This window comes from Altererythrobacter sp. C41 (assembly GCF_016803135.1).
Taxonomy (GTDB): domain Bacteria; phylum Pseudomonadota; class Alphaproteobacteria; order Sphingomonadales; family Sphingomonadaceae; genus Pelagerythrobacter.
In genome coordinates, this window is record NZ_JAEVFE010000003.1 from 306,287 (window position 1) to 327,099 (window position 20,813).

At 69.1% G+C, this 20,813-nt stretch carries 17 protein-coding genes; all 17 read left to right on the plus strand.

The features are described 5' to 3' along the window. Positions 1–69 precede the first annotated feature (69 nt). Positions 70–588: a division/cell wall cluster transcriptional repressor MraZ gene (locus tag JNO53_RS08435; protein ID WP_203109772.1), complete on the plus strand. Its 519-nt coding sequence runs from the start codon at positions 70–72 to the stop codon at positions 586–588. After that, a complete protein-coding gene (gene rsmH, locus JNO53_RS08440; RefSeq protein WP_203109593.1) occupies positions 585–1,529 on the plus strand; it encodes a 16S rRNA (cytosine(1402)-N(4))-methyltransferase RsmH in 945 nt (314 codons plus the stop codon). The genes JNO53_RS08435 and rsmH overlap by 4 nt, the downstream gene beginning before the upstream one ends. Beyond that, the gene (locus JNO53_RS08445; protein ID WP_203109595.1) at positions 1,526–2,038 is read left to right on the plus strand and encodes a hypothetical protein; all 513 of its coding nucleotides are present in this window, start codon (positions 1,526–1,528) and stop codon (positions 2,036–2,038) included. Before rsmH ends, JNO53_RS08445 begins: the two co-directional genes overlap by 4 nt. Beyond that, positions 2,035–3,756 (plus strand): peptidoglycan D,D-transpeptidase FtsI family protein, encoded by a 1,722-nt coding sequence (locus tag JNO53_RS08450; RefSeq protein ID WP_203109597.1) that lies wholly within the window; start codon positions 2,035–2,037, stop codon positions 3,754–3,756. The genes JNO53_RS08445 and JNO53_RS08450 overlap by 4 nt, the downstream gene beginning before the upstream one ends. Then, positions 3,753–5,222: a UDP-N-acetylmuramoyl-L-alanyl-D-glutamate--2,6-diaminopimelate ligase gene (locus JNO53_RS08455; RefSeq protein WP_203109599.1), complete on the plus strand. Its 1,470-nt coding sequence runs from the start codon at positions 3,753–3,755 to the stop codon at positions 5,220–5,222. The genes JNO53_RS08450 and JNO53_RS08455 overlap by 4 nt, the downstream gene beginning before the upstream one ends. Then, positions 5,219–6,691, plus strand: coding sequence for a UDP-N-acetylmuramoyl-tripeptide--D-alanyl-D-alanine ligase (locus JNO53_RS08460; RefSeq protein WP_203109601.1), 1,473 nt, complete (start codon positions 5,219–5,221; stop codon positions 6,689–6,691). Before JNO53_RS08455 ends, JNO53_RS08460 begins: the two co-directional genes overlap by 4 nt. Beyond that, positions 6,692–7,762, plus strand: a complete 1,071-nt coding sequence (gene mraY / locus JNO53_RS08465; RefSeq protein ID WP_203109603.1) for a phospho-N-acetylmuramoyl-pentapeptide-transferase — start codon at positions 6,692–6,694, stop codon at positions 7,760–7,762. It abuts the gene before it with no gap. Continuing rightward, positions 7,759–9,117, plus strand: a complete 1,359-nt coding sequence (murD, locus tag JNO53_RS08470; protein WP_203109605.1) for a UDP-N-acetylmuramoyl-L-alanine--D-glutamate ligase — start codon at positions 7,759–7,761, stop codon at positions 9,115–9,117. The genes mraY and murD overlap by 4 nt, the downstream gene beginning before the upstream one ends. After that, positions 9,114–10,340 (plus strand): FtsW/RodA/SpoVE family cell cycle protein, encoded by a 1,227-nt coding sequence (locus JNO53_RS08475; RefSeq protein ID WP_203109607.1) that lies wholly within the window; start codon positions 9,114–9,116, stop codon positions 10,338–10,340. Before murD ends, JNO53_RS08475 begins: the two co-directional genes overlap by 4 nt. Continuing rightward, entirely contained in the window at positions 10,337–11,503 is a 1,167-nt protein-coding gene (gene murG, locus JNO53_RS08480) for an undecaprenyldiphospho-muramoylpentapeptide beta-N-acetylglucosaminyltransferase (RefSeq protein WP_203109620.1), read from the plus strand. The genes JNO53_RS08475 and murG overlap by 4 nt, the downstream gene beginning before the upstream one ends. Positions 11,504–11,678: 175 nt before the next feature. Then, positions 11,679–13,100 carry a UDP-N-acetylmuramate--L-alanine ligase gene (gene murC, locus JNO53_RS08485; RefSeq protein WP_203109622.1) on the plus strand — a complete coding sequence of 474 codons (1,422 nt, stop codon included), beginning with the start codon at positions 11,679–11,681 and terminating at the stop codon, positions 13,098–13,100. Between the two features lie 35 nt (positions 13,101–13,135). After that, complete coding sequence (gene murB, locus JNO53_RS08490) at positions 13,136–14,062, plus strand: UDP-N-acetylmuramate dehydrogenase (RefSeq protein ID WP_238401773.1); 927 nt, start codon at positions 13,136–13,138, stop codon at positions 14,060–14,062. 5 nt (positions 14,063–14,067) lie between these two features. Further along, complete coding sequence (locus JNO53_RS08495; protein WP_238401774.1) at positions 14,068–15,042, plus strand: D-alanine--D-alanine ligase; 975 nt, start codon at positions 14,068–14,070, stop codon at positions 15,040–15,042. Further along, entirely contained in the window at positions 15,029–15,937 is a 909-nt protein-coding gene (locus tag JNO53_RS08500; protein WP_203109628.1) for a cell division protein FtsQ/DivIB, read from the plus strand. Before JNO53_RS08495 ends, JNO53_RS08500 begins: the two co-directional genes overlap by 14 nt. After that, entirely contained in the window at positions 15,937–17,214 is a 1,278-nt protein-coding gene (gene ftsA / locus JNO53_RS08505) for a cell division protein FtsA (RefSeq protein ID WP_203109630.1), read from the plus strand. The genes JNO53_RS08500 and ftsA overlap by 1 nt, the downstream gene beginning before the upstream one ends. A 123-nt stretch (positions 17,215–17,337) precedes the next feature. Beyond that, positions 17,338–18,999 carry a cell division protein FtsZ gene (gene ftsZ, locus JNO53_RS08510; RefSeq protein ID WP_203109632.1) on the plus strand — a complete coding sequence of 554 codons (1,662 nt, stop codon included), beginning with the start codon at positions 17,338–17,340 and terminating at the stop codon, positions 18,997–18,999. 99 nt (positions 19,000–19,098) lie between these two features. Further along, positions 19,099–20,718 (plus strand): SPOR domain-containing protein, encoded by a 1,620-nt coding sequence (locus JNO53_RS08515; protein ID WP_203109634.1) that lies wholly within the window; start codon positions 19,099–19,101, stop codon positions 20,716–20,718. Positions 20,719–20,813: the final 95 nt, after the last annotated feature.

Consider the following 20,813-nt stretch of genomic DNA (forward strand, 5'->3'; position numbering starts at 1 on the left):
TGAGCCGCCAGTGTTTGCGCGCTGGCGGGGGCGGGGAAGGCATGTCCGCAGGAGCAAACCCTTTGGGTGATGGGGGCGGACCCGGTGCCGGAGGCGCAGAAGTTCACAGGATTTAGCGGTCAGGCCTTGTCGCTGGCAGGCGACAAGGGCCGCTACGTCCTGCCCTCCGCCTTCCGCAATCTCGTCAAGGAATCGAGCGACGGCCGCGTCCTTTGTATCGACAAGCATCCCAAGCTCGATTGCCTGGTCGGTTTCGGCCTCTCGCGTCACGACGAACTCGAAGCGCAACTCGACCGCGAAGAGGACATGGCCTGGAAGCGCGGGCTCGACTTCGATCGCGACACGCGCGCGGCACAGCTCTTCGGCTACATGCGCGTCCCGTTCGACGACAGCGGGCGTTTCGTCATGCCCTCGCACCTCGTGCGCCTGGGCAAGATCGAGGACCAGCTCTACTTCCACGGGCTCGGCCGCTTCTTCACGATCTGGAACCCGGCCGAACTGGCGCGGATGAACGACGACTGGGCGAGCGCCAAGGGTGCCTGCGCGGATCTCGTGGCCGAGCACGAAGCCAAGGCGGCGCGCAAATGAGCGGCCCCGCGACCCCGCACGTCCCGGTGCTTCTCGACGAAGTGCTCGCCGCACTCGCTCCGCGCCCGGGCGACGTGATCGTCGATGCCACGTTCGGCGCGGGCGGATACACGCGCGCGCTGCTCGACGCCGGTGCGACCGTCCACGCCTTCGACCGCGATCCCGACGCGATCGCCGCCGGTCGCACCTGGCCGGAAACCTCCGAGGAGCCTCCGCGTCTCGTGCTCCATCCCCGGCGCTTCTCCGAAATGGTCGAGGCGCTGGGCGAAGCCGGTGTGGCACAAGTCGATGGCGTCGCAATGGATATCGGCGTGTCCTCGATGCAGCTCGACCAGGCGGAGCGTGGCTTCGCCTTCTCCGCCGACGGGCCGCTCGACATGACGATGAGCCAGTCCGGCCCCAACGCGGCCGATTTCGTCAACAATGCGGACGAGGCGGAGATCGCCGACGTGCTCTACCGCTATGGCGAGGAGCGCCAGTCGCGCCGGGTCGCGCGCGCGATCGTTGCGGCGCGGCCGCTTTCGACGACCGGCGATCTGGCCCGCGTGGTGCGCAAGGCGCTCGGTTACCGCGCCGGTGCGCCGAAGGACCCGGCGACGCGCAGCTTCCAGGCGATCCGCATCCACGTCAACGCCGAGCTCGACGAACTCATGACGGGCCTTGCCGCAGCGGAAAGGCTGCTGCGCGAGGGCGGCCGGCTCGCGGTCGTCAGCTTCCACAGCCTCGAGGACCGTATCGTGAAGCGCTTCCTGCGCGAAGCCTCCGCCGTGACCGCAGGGTCGCGCCATCTGCCGCAGGTCGAAGCTGCGCCCGCAGCATTCGCCAGGGTGTCGCGGGCCGTGCGCCCGGGCGAGGCCGAGGTTGCGCGCAATCCGCGCGCACGCTCGGCCGTATTGCGTCACGCGGTCCGCACCGCCGCGCCGGCGCGGGAGGCGGCATGATGACCGTCGGCAGCCGCATGCGTCAGATCGGCTGGGCCGTCGTGCTCAGCATCTGCCTCGCCGGTTTCGTCGTGCTGACCTTCCGGGTCAATGCGGTGAAGAGCGAGGTGCGCCTGGCCGAACGCCAGATCATCGCGCTCGAGCGCGAGAACCTGCTGCTCGAAACCGAGTTCGAAACCCGCGCCAACCAGCAGCAGCTCGCCAACTGGAACCGGGTCGAGTTCGGCTATCAGGCGCCGCGCGCCGACCAGTTCCTCGACAACGAGCGCGAGCTCGCCGCGCTCGGCCTGCCGCGCGCGATCGGCGGGCCGGAACCGATCCGCGTCGCCCGTGCGCCTGCCGCGGAGACGATGAAGTTCCCGAAGATGGTTTCTCCCGTCACCGGCGAGCCGGCCGGCGTGGAGGACGATCGCCCTGAGGGCGAGGCAGTCGCCAGCACGCGCTCGCTGGCCGACCGGTTGTCCGGCCGGGTCGCGTTCGAGACGGCGTTCGCAGAGTTCTCCGAATGAACGCGCTGACCGTCAGCACGGCGATCTCGGTCGGCCGGGTTCATCTGATCACCAACCGCCAGCGCTCGCTCACCGTCGCGCGCTGGCGCGCGCTGTGGCTGGCACTGCTGTTCGTGGCGATCGGCGTCGTCGCGCTCGTGCGGATCGCGTTCCTCGGCCTCAGCGACCGCGCCACCACCGTCGCCTCGCTCGAGGAGGCGCTGCTCCCGCCGCGCGGCGAGATCACCGACCGCAACGGCGTGCCGCTCGCCCGCGCCTTCCCCGCTTACGCGCTGTGGTACAATCCCGAGGCGCTCGGCGAGGATGGAGAGCCGCTGGTCAAGGACCCGAAGCAGGTCGCGGCCGAACTCGTGGCGATCTTCCCCGAACTCGACGTGGAGCAGGTCGCCGAGCAACTCGCGTCGGGCAAGCCCGGCTATATCCGCCGCCGCGTCCTGCCCGAGGACGCCAACCGCGTGCAGGCGATCGGCGAGCTCGCACTGGAGATGCCGCAGGAGACCGACCGCTATTACCCGCAGGGGCACATGGCCGCGCACGTCCTCGGTTATGTCGACGCGATGGGCAATGGCCAGGTCGGGATGGAGCAGGTTCTCGACGAGCGCCTGACCGATCCAGCGCGCCGCGGCGAGCCGGCCGCGCTGTCGATCGACGTGCGGGTGCAGGGCGCCCTCGAAGACGAACTGCGCCGCGGCATGCTCGCAGTCAACGCGCTCGGCGCCGCCGGGATCGTGCTCGACGTCGACACCGGGGAAGTCCTCGCGCTCGCCTCGCTGCCCGAGTTCAACCCGAACAAGATCGACGTCGAAGGCGAATCGTACATGTTCAACCGGGTGACCAACCAGGTCTACGAACTCGGATCGACCTTCAAGCCGCTCACCGTCGCCGCGGCGATCGACGCCGGAGTGGTGCGCGACTTCGGCTACCGCTACGATGCGAGGCCCGTGCCCATCGCCGGTTACACGATCAAGGACAGTCACCCGCTCGGCGCGACGCTCAACGTGCCCGAGGCGCTGATCCATTCGTCGAACACCGTGACGGCGCGGATCGCGGACGAACTCGGCCCGGAACGCCTGCGTCAGACGATGATCGACCTGGGCATGAACGAGCGGCCCTATATCGAGCTGCCGGCGCGCGGCATGCCGATCTGGCCGAGTGAGGATTGGTCGCGCATCCGCACCATGACGGTCGGTTTCGGTCACGGCATCGCGGTCACCCCGCTGCACCTCGCGAGCGCCTACGCTGCCATGGTCAACGGCGGCATCTGGCGGCCGACGACGATGCATAAGCTCGAGCCCGGCGAAGCGCCCCGGGGTCGCCGCGTGTTCAAGGCTTCGACCAGCGCGCGCATGCGCCAGCTCCTGCGGATGATCGCCGCCTACGGCACCGGCCGCAACGCCAACGCACCGGGTTACCGCGTCGGCGGCAAGACCGGATCGGCCGAGAAGCCGGGCGCAGGCGGCTATCAGCGCAGTGCGCTCATCTCGACGTTCGCCGCAGCCTTCCCGATGGATCGCCCGCGCTACGTGGTCGTCGCCATGCTCGACGAGCCCAAGGGCACCACGGCCAGCTCGTTCCAGCGGACCGCCGCCTGGAATGCGGCGCCGATCGTCGGCAATCTCATTCCGCGCATCGGGCCGCTGCTCGGCGTGCGTCCGGACGATGCGCGAGACGTCGACATCAGCGATCTGCGGCCGCTGATCGGCGGAGGGGACAAGTGAGGCTGGCGCGGCTGGTCAGCGCCGCCGGAATGACGCCCGGCAGCGACTCCGATGTCCAGGTCACGGGCTTCGCGATCGATCACCGCAAGGTCGCGCCCGGCACGGTCTTCGGCGCCTTCCGCGGCAGCGCCTTCAACGGCGAGGACTTCATTCCGGCTGCGATCGCGGCGGGCGCCGTGGCGGTGGTCGCCCGGCCGGACGTGCGCGTGGAAGGCGCGGTCCATATCGCCGATGCCGAACCGCGCCGCGCCTTCGCCCGGCTGGCCGCGCAGTTCTTCGCGCCTGTGCCGCCGACGATCGTCGCGGTGACCGGCACCAACGGCAAGACCTCGACCGTCGAGATGACCCGGCAGCTCTGGCGCATGGCGGGCGAACGCGCGGCGTCGATCGGCACGCTCGGCGTCACCACATCGGACGAGAGCGTTTCGACCGGCCTCACCACGCCCGACATCGTCACTTTCCTTTCGAACATGAGCGGACTCGCGCGCGAGGGCGTGACGCATGTCGCCTACGAGGCCTCGAGCCACGGGCTGTCGCAGTTCCGCAACGAGGGCCTTCGAGTCTCCGCCGCCGCCTTCACCAACTTCAGCCGCGACCATCTCGACTATCATGCGAGCATGGAAGACTACTTCGCGGCCAAGATGCGGCTGATCGACGAAGTCGTATCGGACAATGCCGCCGTGGTCGTCTGGACGGGCAAGGGCGAATGGGCCGACCGCGCGATCGAACATGCGCGCCGCCGCTCGCTGCGTGTCCTGACGGTGGGCGAGCGCGGCGAGCACATCCGCCTGATCGCCCATGCGCCCACCCAACTCGGGCAGGAATTGACGGTCGAACACGCCGGCGAGCGGCGCACGATCCGCCTGCCGTTGATCGGCGCCTATCAGGTCGCCAATGCCCTGGTCGCGGCGGGCCTGGTGATCGCCACCGGCGGCCGCCCTGCGGCGACGCTGGACGGCGTCGCGCGGCTGCAGCCGGTGCGCGGACGCCTGGAACGCGCCGTGATCGCACCGTCGGGCGCGCCGGTCTACGTCGACTACGCTCATACGCCCGACGCGCTGGAGGCGGCGATCGCCGCGCTCCGCCCGCATGTGGCCGGACGGCTGATCACCGTGTTCGGCGCCGGTGGAGACCGCGATACCGGCAAGCGTGCCGAGATGGGCCGTGTCGCCAGCGAGCATTCGGATGCGGTCATCGTGACCGACGACAATCCGCGCAGCGAGGATCCGGCGGTGATCCGCGGCGCGATCATGTCCGGCGCGCCCGGCGCGACCGAAATCGGCGACCGGCGCGAGGCGATCTGCGCTGCCATCGAAATGACCGACGCGGATGATATCGTGCTGATCGCCGGCAAGGGTCACGAGCAGGGCCAGATCGTAGGTTCGGGAGAGACGATGCGGGTGTTGCCATTCGACGATGTGACGGTCGCGCGCGAATGCGCCGCGGCGCAAGGCGGCCAGGCATGAGCGCGCACCGCGCCTTGCGGGCATGGCCGGTCCGCCCGCGCGACAGCCTCGGCCTGGCGCTGTGGGACTCGGCTGCGCTCGCCGAGGCCATGGGCGGCACCGCCAGTGGCGCATTTCAGGTCGCCGGGGTCGAGATCGACTCGCGCGACGTGCGTGCGGGCGATCTGTTCTTCGCGCTCAAGGGCGAAGCGACCGACGGGCACCGCTTTCTCGACAAGGCGTTTGCCAACGGCGCAGCGGCCGCAGTGGTCGACCGGCCGATCGACTGGCCGCACATCCTGGTCCGCGACACCAATGCGGCGCTGGCGGCGCTCGCCGCCACCTCGCGCGCCCGTTCGGCCGCGGTGCGCATCGGCGTCACCGGATCGGTCGGCAAGACCGGGGTCAAGGAAGCGATCTTCGCCGCGCTCGACCGCGCCAGCCGCGGCCAGGCGCATCGTTCGGTCCGCAGCTACAACAACCACGTCGGCGTGCCGCTCAGCCTCGCGCGCATGCCGGCGCGCAGCCGCTACGGCGTTTTCGAGATGGGCATGAACCATGCCGGCGAGATCGCCGCGCTGACCGCGCAGGTCCGCCCGCAGGTGGCCGTGATCACGACGATCGCGCCGGCGCATATCGAGAACCTCGGCAGCGAAGAGGCGATCGCCGACGCCAAGGCGGAAATCTTCACCGCGCTCGAGCCGGGCGGCACGGCCGTGATCCCGGCGGATTCGCCGCACTTCGAGCGGCTGCGCGGCCAGGCGCTCGCCGCCGGGGCCCGGATCATCTCGTTCGGCCGCGCCGCGCACGCCGATCTGCGCCTGCTCGACGCGATTCCCTCGGCCAACGGCGGGGCGCTGGTGACGGCGGACCTCGGCGATACGCGGCTATGCTATTCGGTCGCCGAGCCCGGCGAGCACTGGATCGCCAATTCGCTCGCGGTGATGGCGGCGGTGCGCGCGGCAGGGGGTGATCTCGGATCGGCCGGGCTCGCGCTAGCCGAAATGGGCGGTCTCAAGGGCCGCGGCGCACGCCACCGGATTGCCGCGACCGGCGGCCGCGCGCTGCTGATCGACGAAAGCTACAACGCCAATCCCACCTCGATGCGCGCGACCCTGCGCCAGCTCGGCCAGACGCCCGCCTCGCGCCGGATCGCCGTGCTCGGCAGCATGAAGGAACTCGGCGACTTCTCCGCCGCCTATCACGCGCAGCTTGCCGAACCGCTGGCCGAGGCGAAAGTCGACCACGCGGTGCTGGTGGGCGACGAAATGCGCGCGCTTGCACGGGACTTGGGGAAAGGCGCAGGCGGTGCGCTTGCGGGCGGGCTGACGTTCGCGCATTGCGATGGACCTGCCGAAGCGATCGCGGCGCTCGAGGAATTCGGCATCGCGGCTGGCGATGCGATCCTCGTCAAGGGCTCCAACTCGGTTGGTCTCGGCAGGCTGGTTACTCATTTCGCCGCCAGGGATCACGGCGGCCGGGACGGCTGAATGCTATACCTCTTCGCCGAGTGGCTGGGTTTCGAAGGCGCCCTCAACCTCGTCCGCTATCAGACGTTCCGCGCCGGTGCGACACTGATGACGGCGTTGCTGATCGGCCTGCTCATCGGCCCGCGGTTCATCAACATGCTGCGCGTGCGCCAGGGCAAGGGGCAGCCGATCCGCGAGGACGGGCCGCAGACCCACCTCGCCAAGCGGGGCACGCCCACGATGGGCGGACTGATGATCCTCGTCTCGCTCGTGATTTCCATGCTGCTGTGGATGGATCTCAAGAACCCGTTCGTCTGGGCCTGCCTCGCGGTGACCGTGGGGTTCGGGATAATCGGGTTCCTCGACGACTACGACAAGATCTCCAAGTCGAGCCATCACGGCGTATCGGGCAAGGTCCGGCTGCTGCTCGAATTCATCGTCGCGGGCGTGGCCTCGTGGATCGTGGTGAGCCAGATCAACACGTTCCTCTACGTGCCTTTCTTCAACGATCTCGGCTTCGAGCTCGGCTGGTTCTACTATATCTTCGCCGCGGTCGTGATCGTCGGCGCGGGCAATGCAGTGAACCTCACCGACGGGCTCGACGGACTGGCGATCATGCCGGTCATCATCGCCTCCGGCACGTTCGCGCTGATCGTCTATCTCGTCGGCCGCGTCGACTATTCGCAATACCTCGGCATTCCGCACGTGCCCGGGGCGGGTGAGCTGGCGATCTTCTGCGCCGCGATCATGGGGGCGGGGCTCGCCTTCCTGTGGTTCAACGCGCCGCCGGCCGCCGTCTTCATGGGCGATACCGGCAGCCTCGCGCTCGGCGGCGCGCTGGGCGCGATCGCGGTCGTCGCACACCACGAGATCGTGCTCGCCATCGTCGGTGGCCTGTTCGTGGTCGAGGCGCTTTCGGTGATCATTCAGGTTTTCTGGTTCAAGCGTACGGGCAAACGGATTTTCCGCATGGCCCCGATTCACCACCATTTCGAACAGCTCGGCTGGAGCGAGAGCAAAGTCGTGATCCGCTTCTGGATCGTCGCCATCGTGCTCGCGCTGATGGGCCTGGCAACGCTGAAGCTGCGATGATCGTTTCGGGCGCCTTCTGCGGCAAACGCTACGCGGTCCTCGGTCTCGCCCGGTCGGGCCTGGCCGCGGTCGACACCCTGCTCGCGAGCGGGGCGGAAGTCGTCGCGTGGGACCGGCAGGACGTGGCGCGCGACAAAGTCGGCGGCCGCGCCCGGCTCGCCGATCCGCTGGACATCGATCTCACCGGTTTCGACGGCGTGGTCGTGTCGCCGGGCGTGCCGCTCAACACGCATCCGATCGCGGAGCGGGCGGCCCGCTTCGGCGTGCCGGTGATCGGCGATATCGAGCTCTTCGCGCTCGCCCGCGGGTCGCTGCCCGCGCACAAGGTGGTCGGCATTACGGGCACCAACGGCAAGTCGACGACGACCGCGCTCGTCCACCACATCCTCGAAAGCGCCGGCGTGCCCGCGCGCATGGGCGGCAACATCGGTCTGCCGATCCTGGCGCAGGAGCCGCTGCCCGAAAGCGGCGTCTACGTGCTGGAACTGTCGAGCTACCAGATCGATCTCACCCGCTCGCTCGCCTGCGACGCCGCGGCGCTGGGCAATGTCACCCCCGATCATCTCGACCGCTACGGGGACTTCGCGGCCTACGCAGCGTCCAAGGCGCGCCTCTTCGCGATGCAGGCGGCGGACCAGTTCGCCGTGTTCGGCTGCGCGGACGAGCCGACCGATGCGATCTTCCATGCCGAGCAGGCCCGGCGCGCCGCTGGCCGCGTGACTTGCGCGGATCGGGCCGCGCTTGCCGGGGAGCAGGCGAACTGGCCGGCGCTGCAGGGGCCGCACAACCTCGAGAATGCGGCGATCGCTGCGGCACTGTGCGAGGATCTGGGCGTGCCGCGCGCGGCGGTCCTCGCCGCCATGGCGAGCTTCCGGGGCTTGCCGCATCGGATGGAAGTCGTCGCCGACCATCGCGGCGTGCTGTTCGTCAACGACAGCAAGGCGACCAATCCCGCCTCGGCCGCGCCCGCGCTCGCGGCCTATCCGCCTAGCCCGCGTCCGCGCATCCACTGGATCGTCGGTGGTCTGCCCAAGGAAGACGGGCTCGGCGAGTGCGAGGCGTTCATCGGCAATGTCGCGGCGGCCTACACCATCGGCGAGGCGGGCCCGCGCTTCGCGGAGCTGCTCGAAGGCCGCGTGCGCGTGGAGAAGGCCGAACTGATGTGCCAGGCGCTCCGCCTGGCCATGGCTGCGGCGGGGCCCGGCGACGTCGTCCTGCTATCGCCCGCATGTGCGAGTTTCGACCAATTCCGCGACTACGAAAAACGGGGCGAATACTTCCGCGAACTCGTCGCCATGCTGATCGGCGAGCCGAGCCCGCCCATTGACTGTTTCGCCGGGAAATCGGCGGCATGACTACGAGCCCGCCCTATATCCCCCGCTCCGGCGAACGCGCGCCGCGGGCGGACCGCTATCGCAGTACGCGGCGCGCGGAGCTGAAGATCTGGTGGCGCGAGATCGACCGCGTGCTCCTGTTCCTCATCCTGGCGCTGATGGCGGTCGGCACCGCGGCCGTCGCGGCGGCATCGCCTGCGAGCGCGAACCGTCTCTCGACCGCCAAGGAGACGCTGCCGGACCTCTATTTCTACTGGGCGCACCTGCGGTGGCAGATGGTGGGCCTTACGGTGATGTTCGGCGCGGCGATGCTCTCGCGCGAGAACGCGCGCCGCGCGGGCATCATGCTGTTCGCCGTGATGTTCGGTCTGCTGGTGCTCGTGCCGATCGTGGGCAATGAGGTGAACGGTGCCAAGCGCTGGATCGATCTCGGCTTCTCGTTCCAGCCGTCGGAATTCCTCAAGCCCGCGTTCGCCATCGCGCTCGCCTGGGTGATCTCCTGGCGCGCCCGCGATCCTAACCTGCCGGTGATCCCGATCGCGACCGGCGTAATGGGCGCCGTCGGCATGCTGCTCATGCTCCAGCCCAATCTCGGCGACACCGTGCTCTTCGCCGGTGTGTGGTTTGCGCTGGTGATCCTGTCGGGGGTGTCGACGCAGCGCCTCGGCATGGTGCTCGGCGCGGGCGCGATCGTCTCGTGCATGACCTATCTGTTCTACGAAAACGGCCGCAACCGCATCAACGACTTCTTCGCGGGCGGCACGGCTTACGACCAGGTCGACCTTGCCGAACGCACGCTGCTCGCGGGCGGATGGACGGGGAGCGGGCTGTGGCTCGGGGTGCGCAAGATGAGCCTGCCCGAAGCCCACACCGACTACATCTTCTCGGTCATCGGCGAGGAATTCGGTCTGCTCGTCTGCGGACTGATCGTGCTGCTCTACCTCGCGATCATCGTGCGCGTGCTCGTGCGCCTGGTGGACGAGGAGGATCTGTTCACCTTGCTCGCGGGATCGGGGCTGGCGGTGCTGATCGGCGGCCAGGCGTTCATCAACATCCTCGTGAACCTGCAACTCGCGCCGTCGAAGGGAATGACGCTGCCGCTGGTGTCCTACGGCGGTTCTTCGACCATCGCGGTGTGCCTCACGGTCGGGCTGCTGCTCGCGATCACGCGGCGCAACCCGTTCCTCAGGCGCAATTCGCCTGGCCTCTGGCACCGGCTGTTCGGGCGGGAGGTGCAGGCATGACCGGCGCGAACCGCCACTATGTCCTCGCGGCGGGCGGCACCGGCGGGCACCTGATTCCGGCCTTCGCGCTCGCGACCGAGCTCGAACGGCGCGGGCACCATGTCGCGCTGGTCACCGACGAGCGGGGCGCTGTGATCCCGGGCAAGCCGTCGTTCCTGCCTGCGCATGTCCTTCCCGCCGGGCGCTTTGGAAAGAACCCGCTCGCCTGGGCGAAGGGGGCGAGCGCCGTGCTTGAAGGGCGCAAGATGGCGCTCCGCCTGTTCGAGACGTTCGAGCCGAGCGCAGTGGTCGGGTTCGGCGGCTATCCCGCCCTGCCGGCACTGCTCGCCTCGACTTCCGCCGGCATACCGAGCCTGGTGCACGAGCAGAACGCGGTGCTCGGCCGGGTCAACCGCATGCTCGCCGGGCGCGTGCAGGCGATTGCGACCGCCTATCCCGACATTGCCCGGCTGAAGCCGAAGCATGCGGAGAAAGTCCACCTCGTCGGCAACCCGGTGCGTGCTGAGGTGCTGCAACTGCGGCAGGAACCCTTTCCGCCCCTGAGCGAAGAAGGACTGCTACGCGTGCTGGTGACCGGCGGCAGCCAGGGTGCGCGCGTGCTCTCGGAGATCGTGCCCGACGGGCTGGCCATGTTGCCCCCGGCGCTGCGCCAGAGGCTCCAGATCACCCAGCAATGCCGTGCGGAGGACATCGACGCGGTGCGCGAGCGGTATCGGAGCCACGACATTCCTGCCGAGCTCGGCACATATTTCGAGGATATGGCCACGCGTCTCGCCGACGCGCACCTGTTTATCGGTCGCGCAGGAGCGTCGACCATCGCCGAGCTGACCGCCGTCGGCCGCCCGGCGATCCTGATCCCGCTGCCGATCGCGACCGACGACCACCAGGCCGCGAACACTCGCGAACTGACGAAGGCGGGCGGTGCGCGGATGATCCGGCAGGAACGGTTCACGCCCAAGGAACTGGCCAAGCAGATTCAGGTTCTCGCCCAGCATCCGCAGGCGCTTGCGAACGCTGCACACGCAGCTTGGAACTGCGGCCGGCCCGACGCGGCGAAAGACCTCGCCGATCTCGTCGAGTGTTTCGGGGGGGCGGAGATGATGGACGTCATCCGTGTCGGGGGCGAAGCGGCCGAAGCGAAAGGCCGGGAGGCGCTCGCATGAACCGGATCGCACCAATCGATCCTCCCCATTTTTGCGCAGCACAAATGGGGAGGCGGGCGACGCCGCAGGCGTCGGTCGGAGGGGCTGTGGAGCGCGTTGCCCCTCCACCACGAGCCGCTTCGCGTCTCGCGGTCCCCCTCCCCATTTGGCTACGCAAAATGGGGAGGATCATGCCATGAAGGGCGTCGCGACCGATATCGGGACGATTCACTTCGTCGGCATTGGCGGGATCGGCATGTCCGGAATCGCCGAGGTCATGCACAACCTCGGTTATGCCGTGCAGGGGTCGGACATCGCCGAAAGCACGAGTGTCGAGCGGCTGCGCGCGCGCGGGATCGAGGTTGCGATCGGCCATGTGGCGGAGAACGTCGAAGGCGTGGCGGTGGTCGTCACCTCCACGGCGGTCCGGCGCACCAACCCGGAAGTCGTCGCCGCGCTCGAGCATCGCATCCCCGTCGTTCGCCGCGCGGAGATGCTCGCCGAGCTGATGCGGCTCAAGAATACCGTTGCGGTGGCGGGCACGCACGGCAAGACGACCACGACCAGCATGATAGCCGCGCTGCTCGATGCGGGGGGAGTGGATCCGACCGTCATCAATGGCGGGATCATCGAGCAGTACGGCTCCAACGCGCGCCTCGGCGACAGCGACTGGATGGTGGTCGAGGCCGACGAGAGTGACGGCAGTTTCTTGCGGCTCGACGGGACGATCGCGGTCGTCACCAACATCGATCCCGAGCATCTCGACCACTACGGCGATTTCGATGGGGTGAAGGACGCCTTCATCGAGTTCATCCACAACGTGCCCTTCTATGGCGCGGCGATCCTGTGCATCGACCACCCTGAAGTCCAGGCGGTGATCGGCAAAGTGCGCGACCGGCGCGTGGTGACGTACGGCTTCTCGCTCCAGGCCGATGTCTGCGCGGTCAACGTGCGGCCGGTGCCCGGGGGCAACGAGTTCGACGTGGTCGTGCGCCAGCGCCACGACGGAGACCGCAGGATCGAATGCGTCCGCCTGCCGATGCCCGGGCGCCACAACGTCCAGAACGCGCTCGCCGCGATCGCGGTGGCGATCGAGATGGGCTGTTCGGACGAGACGATCTGCAACGGTTTCGGTCAGTTCGGCGGGGTGCGGCGGCGCTTCACCAAAGTGGGCGAGGTTGCGGGCGCTATCGTCATCGACGACTACGCGCACCATCCGGTCGAGATCCGGGCCGTGCTGGCCGCGGCGCGCGAGAGCGTGTCCGGCAATCCCGATGGGCGGGTGATCGCGGTGATGCAGCCGCATCGCTATTCGCGGCTCGGCGATCTGATGGACGACTTCCAGAACTGCTTCAATGACGCCGATCAGGTCTACGTCACCCCGGTCTATGCCGCGGGTGAGGAGCCGGTGGCGGGTATCGATTCCGACGCGCTGGTCGCCGGTCTGAAATCCCGCGGCCATCGTGCGGCGACAACGGTCGCCGATCAGGCAGAGCTGGCGCGCGCGCTGGCTGGCGAAGTCCGCGAAGGCGATCTGGTCGTCTGCCTCGGCGCCGGCGACATCACCAAGTGGGCCGCCTGCCTCGCCGACGCGGTCGGCCGGGAGCGGGCGGCATGATGGACCAGTTCGACTGGCCCGAGCTCGACGACGGCATGGCGCCGGACTGCGCGGTCGAAGGCGCCGTCGCTGGACCGGTCTCCGCCGAAGGCATTCGCGGCACGCTGACGCCGCGCGCGCCGCTCGCCAAGCTCGTCTGGTTCAAGACGGGCGGCGCGGCCGACTGGCTGTTCGAGCCGGCCGATCTCGACGACTTGCGCGAATTCCTGCTCCGCCTCCATGGCGATCTGCCGATCATGGCGCTCGGCCTGGGGTCGAACATGATCGTGCGCGACGGCGGCGTGCCGGGCGTGGTCGTGCGGCTGGGCAAGGCTTTCGCCAGGGTCGCGGTGAAGGACGATCACGTGCTCGAATGCGGCGGTGGGGCGAGTGGGATTCTCGTGTCCTCCACGGCGCGCGACGCCGGCATTGCCGGGCTCGAGTTCCTGCGCGGTATTCCGGGCACGGTCGGCGGCTTCGTTCGCATGAACGGCGGCGCTTACGGGCGCGAAGTGGCCGACGTGCTGATCGACTGCGACGTGGTGATGCCGGGCGGGGAGCTGGTCCGCCTGCCGGCCGCGGACCTGCGCTATACCTACCGGCACTCGGCGCTACCCGAAGGCGCCGTCGTCGTGACCGCGCGCCTGCGCGGCGTTCCGGGCGATCCGGCCGAGATCGGCGCGGAAATGGACCGCATCGCCCGGGCGCGCGAGGAGTCGCAGCCGCTGCGCACTAAGACCGGGGGCTCGACCTTTAAGAACCCCGAAGGCGACAAGGCCTGGCGTCTGGTCGATGCCGCCGGCTGCCGCGGCCTGAGGATGGGCGGGGCGCAAGTGAGCGAGAAGCACGCCAATTTCCTGATCAACACCGGCGACGCGACGAGCGCGGACATCGAAGGGCTGGGCGAAGAAGTGCGGCGGCGCGTCTACGCGCATTCGGGCGTGATGCTCGAATGGGAGATCCAGCGGGTGGGCCGGCCGTGAGCGATATGCAGAAGTACCACATCGTCGTCCTGATGGGCGGTTGGGCCCATGAGCGGCCGGTTTCGCTGATGAGCGGGGAGGGCGTCGCCAAGGCGCTGGAAGCGCGTGGTCACCGGGTGACCCGGATCGACATGGATCGCCAGGTCGCCGCCCGCATTGCCGAGGCGGCGCCCGACGTCGTGTTCAACGCGCTCCACGGCGTGCCGGGCGAGGACGGCACGGTGCAGGGCATGCTCGATCTGATGGGTGTGCCCTATACGCATTCGGGCCTCGCCACCTCGGTCATCGCGATCGACAAGGAGCTGACCAAGCAGGCACTCGTACCGCACGGCATCCCGATGCCGGGCGGGCGCATCGTCGAGAGCGAGAGCCTTTACGAACGCGATCCGCTGCCACGGCCTTACGTGCTGAAGCCGGTCAACGAGGGCAGCTCGGTCGGCGTCGCCATCGTCACCGAGGGCGGCAACTACGGCAATCCCATAGCCCGCGCGGCGAAGGGTCCGTGGCAGGAGTTCGACCATCTGCTCGCCGAGCCGTACATCCGCGGCCGCGAACTGACCGTCGCGGTGGTCGACGAGGCGGACGGTCCGCGCGCGCTGACCGTGACTGAACTCGTCCCCAAATCCGGTTTCTACGACTTCGATGCGAAATATACCGACGGGCTGACCGAACACATCTGCCCGGCCCAAGTCCCCGAGCACATCGCGCGTCTGTGCATGGACCTCGCCGTGCGCGCGCACCGCGTGCTCGGGTGCAAGGGTTGCAGCCGCACCGATTTCCGCTGGGACGACGAGCAGGGCGAAGACGGGCTGTTCGTGCTCGAAACCAATACCCAGCCCGGGATGACGCCGCTCAGCCTGGTGCCCGAGCAGGCGCGGCACTGCGGAATGAGCTACGAGGATCTCGTCGAGGCTATCGTCGCCAATGCGCTCGCGGGGCGGAACGGCGACGGGGGGAGAGCGGACGATGGCGACGGTTAGCCGCAAGGCGACGAAGGGCGTGCGGCGCTCTGCCGCGGCCAAGGGGCGCGCGCAGACGGCGCGGCGGGCGCGGGCGAAAACCGGCTCCCTGCTCGACAAGCTGATGGCTGTGCTGCCCTTCACCGAGGAGCAGCTTCACCGCGTCTTCCTGGCGCTCATCTTCGGCGGCGCGATCGCGCTGGCGCTGTTCGTCGCCAATCTCGCCGGCGTGCCTGCCATGGCCCAGCAGCAGGTGGCGCTGCTCGCCTCCGATGCCGGGTTCGAGGTCCGCCGGGTCAAGGTGACCGGCGTGGAGCGGATGAACGAGCTCAAGGTCTACGAACGCGCGCTGGCGCAGCGTGACATGCCCATGCCGCTGGTCGATCTGGAGGCGCTGCGCGCCGAGCTGCTCGAGCTGCCGTGGGTCGAGGATGCGCGCGTGTCGCGCCAGTTGCCCGACAGTCTCGTGATCGACGTCGTCGAGCGCACGCCGCATGCGGTGCTGCGCAAGCCGGGCCGCCTTATGCTGATCGATCCGAGCGGGGCGGAACTCGAGCCGATCTCGCCCGCCAATGCCAAGGGCATGCTGGTCATCGCCGGACCCGGGGCCAGGAACCAGGTCCAGGCCCTGTCCGATCTGCTGGCCGCCGCGCCCGCGATAGAGCCGCAAGTCAAGGAAGCCGAATGGGTCGGCAACCGGCGCTGGAATCTCACTTTCGATACCGGCCAGATCCTCGCGCTGCCGCAGGGTGACGATCAGTCCGCCGGCGCGCTGGTCGCCTTTGCGCGGCTCGACGGAGTCAACCGCCTGCTCGGCGGCAAGGTCGCGACGTTCGACATGCGCGCGCCCGACCGCATCTACATGCGCATTCCGGGCCGCGCGGCGCAGACGCTCGAAGCGAAAGGGGGCGAGTGATGGGCATGCCGCGCATCGGCAAGGTCTTCGGGGCGGTCAACGTCGGCTCGTTCCGCATATCGGCGATGATCATGGGCCTGTCGGAGACGGGCGAGATGATCGTGCTCGGCTCCGGCCACCGCGCGAGCCAGGGCATCAAGCGCGGTTACGTCACCGACATGGCGGCCGCGACTTACGCGATCCGCGACGCGGTCGAGCGCGCCGAGAAGAATGCCGGGGCGAGCATCTCCAGCGTCTGGATCGGCTGCGCCGGGGCGGGGCTGGGGAGCCAGGTCGCGAAAGTCGAAATCGACATCGGCGGTCGGCGGATCGAGGAAGAGGATATCGAGCACCTGCTCGTCGCCGCGCGCGAGAGCATCCAGCCCGATGGGCGCATGGTGCTCCATGCGCAGCCGGCGCACTACACGCTCGACGGCGCACACGGCGTCGCCAATCCCAAGGGTCTCCACGCCGAACGGCTGGGGGTCGACATCCACGTGATGCTGGCCGACGGCGCGCCGGTGCGGAACCTGATCGAGGCGGTCCAGAACGCGCATCTCGACGTCGAGGCGGTGGTCGCGGCGCCGATCGCGGCAGGATATTCGTGCCTCACGCCCGAGGAGCGCGAGCTCGGCACGGCGCTGATCGAGATCGGCGGCGAGGTGACCAACGTCTCGCTCTATGCGGGTGGCATGCTGCTCGGCCTCAAGGCGATCCCGTTCGGCAGCGCGGACATCACCGACGCGATTGCCTCGAGCTTCGGTGTCCGCCGCTTCCAGGCGGAGCGGCTCAAGTGCGTCGCCGGCTCCGCGATCGCGAGCCCGACCGACCACCGCGAGATGATCCCGGTGAACGGGCCGGGCGACGGCGGGGACGACACGGCGGCCGCCGGCGGCGAGGCGAACCGGATCCCGCGCGCCGAACTCGTGTCGGTGGTCACCGAACAGCTCGCCCGCCTCACCGACGAAGTGGGCAAGGCGCTCAAGGCGATGGGCTTCTCCGGATCGCGCGGAAGCCAGGTCGTGCTGACGGGCGGCGGCGCCGAACTCGCGGGGATCGCGGAATTCGCGCAGAGCGCGCTCGGCCGCCCGGTCCGCATCGGCAAGCCGCCGGCGCTGCGCGGCTTGCCGGAGGCACATTCCACCGCAGGCTTCGCGACGCTCGCGGGGCTGTGCCTCTATGCCGCGGACGACCCGATCGACATTCGCTCGGTCGGTCCGAGCTACCAGCCGACCATGCGCTACACCGGCCTGGGGCTCGTCAACCGCGTGGCGCGCGCCGTGCGGGACTATTTTTGATATGAACGCCGGGCGGTTAACCACTGTGGATAAGCGATTGCGCCCTATGCAACGGGGATTCGCTTTGTGCCAAACTGTGTGGCCAGAAACCTTCGCGCATACTACCCCTTGGAGCGACACCCCATGAGCATCAATATCGGCCCCGCAGCATCCGAAGACCTGCGCCCCCGCATTGCGGTGATCGGCGTGGGCGGCGCGGGCGGAAACGCCATCGCGAACATGATGGCCGCGCAGATCGAAGGGGTCGAGTTCATCGTCGCCAACACCGACGCGCAGGTGCTCAGCAATTCGCCGGCGCCCACGCGCATCCAGCTCGGGCCGGAAATCACGGGCGGCCTCGGCGCCGGGGCGCGCCCCGAAGTGGGCAAGGCCGCAGCCGAAGAGACCGTGAGCGAGATCGAGCACGCGCTCGACGGCGCGAACATGTGCTTCATCGCCGCGGGCATGGGCGGCGGCACGGGCACCGGCGCTGCGCCGGTCATCGCCGAACTCGCGCGCCGCAGGGGCGTGCTGACGGTGGGCGTCGTGACCAAGCCGTTCCTGTTCGAAGGCACGCGCCGCATGCGCGCGGCCGAGGCGGGGATCGTCGAGCTGCAGAAGCATGTCGACACCCTGATCGTCATTCCCAACCAGAACCTGTTCCTGATCGCGAAGGCGGAAACCACCTTCAAGGAAGCGTTCCAGCTTGCCGACGAAGTGCTGCAGCAGGGCGTCCGTTCGATCACCGACCTCATGGTCATGCCCGGGCTCATCAACCTCGACTTCGCCGATATCGAATCGGTGATGCAGGAAGCCGGCAAGGCGATGATGGGCACCGGCGAGGGCGAGGGCGAGAACCGCGCGCTCGAAGCCGCCGAGCGTGCCATCGCCAACCCGCTGCTCGAAGGCGTTTCGATGCAGGGTGCCAAGGGCGTGATCATCTCGATCATCGGCGGCGAGGACATGAAGCTCCTCGAGGTCGACGAGGCGGCGAACCACATCCGCGAACTGGTGGACGAGGACGCGAACATCATCTGGGGCTCGGCCTTCAACGCCGATCTCGAAGGCAAGATTCGCGTGTCCGTGGTCGCCACCGGGATCGATGCCAACGCGGAAGCGAGCCCGGAGAGTCGCCCGATGCCGCTCGCTGCCAGCCGTGCGCCGAAGCGGCCGGTGCTCGAACTGCCGAGCGAGAGCGAGTATGAGGAAGAGAAGGCGCCGGAGCCGAGCCGCGAGCCGGTCTCCTACGCCGCTCCGGCCGATCATGAGGACGAGGAGCAGGCGGATGTCGAAGGCGTCGTCGATCCGCTGGCTGGCCTGCGCAACGAGATCGCCGAGTCGCGCGGCAATGCCGCGGCCGGCGAAGGCATGACTGAACCCGCCGACGATTCCGACCACGCGGTCGTGGGCGCCAGTCGCGGCTTCGCCCAGCCGGAGCCGGCGCAGGGCGATCAGCGGCCGCGCAAGGAGCCGCTCGACCTGACGTCCGAGGCGCCGGCAAGCAGCGCGCGCGAGTCGGCCCGGCAGGACGAGCTCCTGCTCGACGCCGACCGTCTCGCGGAGGAGAACCGCCCGGTTCAGCCGCGCGTCGACGTCGGTCCCGGCATTGGCCGTCGCCGCGGACTCGTGAGCGAGGAGAGCGGTTCGAGCGGCGGTTCGACGCTATTCGAGCGCATGGCCAATCTCTCGCGCGGCTCGGCCGACAAGGATGCCAAGAATGCGCCCCGCGACGAGAATCGGGACGACGAGGACGACGGCAGCTCGCTCAACATCCCGCGCTTCCTCGGCCGGCAGAACAACCAGTAGGCGTGCGCCCGAGCTTCGTTTCGAAACGGTTCAACTGCCCTGTGCGATAGCCACCCTATGAAGGTGAGCCGTGGGCGACTATGGCCGGTCGCCATCGCTATGCGAAAGAATCTCGGCCATATCCTGTCTGGAGCGACCGCGATCGCGGTTTGCGCCGGTGCCGCGCCCGTCGCCGCGCAGGACGACGGGCCGGTGTCGCGTGCGGTCGTCCAGCCACTGCCGCCGCCGAGCGTCAGCGATCTGGGCGATGCGCTCCGCCGCCTCGCCCGCAATGCGCGCGACGTCGATGCGCTGATCGATGCCGGCAACGCGTCGCTCGACCTCAACGATATCGAAGCGGCGATCGGCTTCTTCGGCCGCGCGCAGGAGCTTTCGCCGGAGAACGCGCGGGTCAAGCTCGGGCTCGCTGGCGCCTTCGTCCGCTCGGGGCGGCCGATCGAGGCGCTGCGCCTGTTCGGGGAAGCGGAACGCGCCGGCGTCTCGACCACCACGTTGGCGAGCGCGCGGGGCCTCGCCTACGATCTCGTCGGCGACAATGCCGCCGCGCAGGCGCAGTACCGGCAGGCGCTCGCGACCGAGCAGGACGACGAGACCGTCCGCCGCCTCGCCATCAGCCAGGCCATCGCCGGCGACCGCAAGGGGTTCGAGGCGACGCTTTATCCGCAGCTCGCGCGCGAGGACTATGCCGGATTCCGCACGCGCGCCTTCGGACTCGCCATTCTCGGCGAGGAGGAGGAAGCGGTCGCGATCGCCGAGACGGTCATGCCGCGCGATCTTTCCGCGCGGATTGCGCCCTACTTGCGCTACATGCGGCGATTGACCAAGGCGCAGCAGGCGGCGGCGGCCAACCTCGGCGCCTTTCCGCGGGCCGCGCAGATCGGCCGCGACGATCCCCGCATAGCGCAGTATTCGGGTGGTGCGGCTGCAACAGCCGGTGCGACCGTGCAGCCTGCACAGCAGGTGGCGAACACGGGCGGCACGCCGACGCGTGCGGCGCCGCGAACCGTTTCGCGGCCGGTCGTGCAAGAAGTGCCCGAGCCCGAGCCGCAGCCCGCCCGGACCGCGAGCGCAGCCTCGGTGGAGCTGCCGCCCGTACAACCGGAGCAGGCGGTCCGGGAACCGCAGCAGGTGGCTCTGACCACCCAGCAGGTGCCTCAAACGCCGCAGCAGGTCGCGCAGGCGCCGGCACGGGTCGCCCTCGCGGCAGCTACGCCGGTGCCCGCACCCGGGTTCGATCTCTCGGCCGTCGCTGCGAGCACGCCTGCGGCTGCGAGCAGCGCTCCAGCCGCGAACGATCCCCCTCCGGCCACCGTGGCCGACGCCTTCGCCGCGTTCAAGCTCGGCCCCGAGCCCTCGTTCGCGCGATCGACCGGCGCGGTCGACATCACTCTGATCGAACCCCCGCGCGAAGTGGCGGAGAAACCGCCCGCCAAGCCCGAGCCGCCGGCGCATCCGCGGCGTTTCTGGGTCCAGGTGGCGACCGGCCGCGATCTTTCGGCATTCCGCTACGACTGGCGCCGAATCAGTCGGAAGGCACCCGAAATCCTCGGCGATTTCAAGCCGATGACGACCCCCTGGGTTGAGGCGAACCGGCTCCTGGCCGGGCCGTTCGAGAGCGAGAAGGCGGCCGAGGACGCGGTCGACAAGCTGCGCGAGGCCGGGCTCGACAGCTTCACCTTCACCAGCGAGGAAGGGCAGGAGATCGTCCCCCTCCGCTAGGCCGCACTCGCGGCTTTTGCACAAGCTTTGAACAGTCTTGTGCGGTTCTCCCCAGCAGCAAGCGAGGTGGCGATTGCCACGCCGCCCCCTCTCGC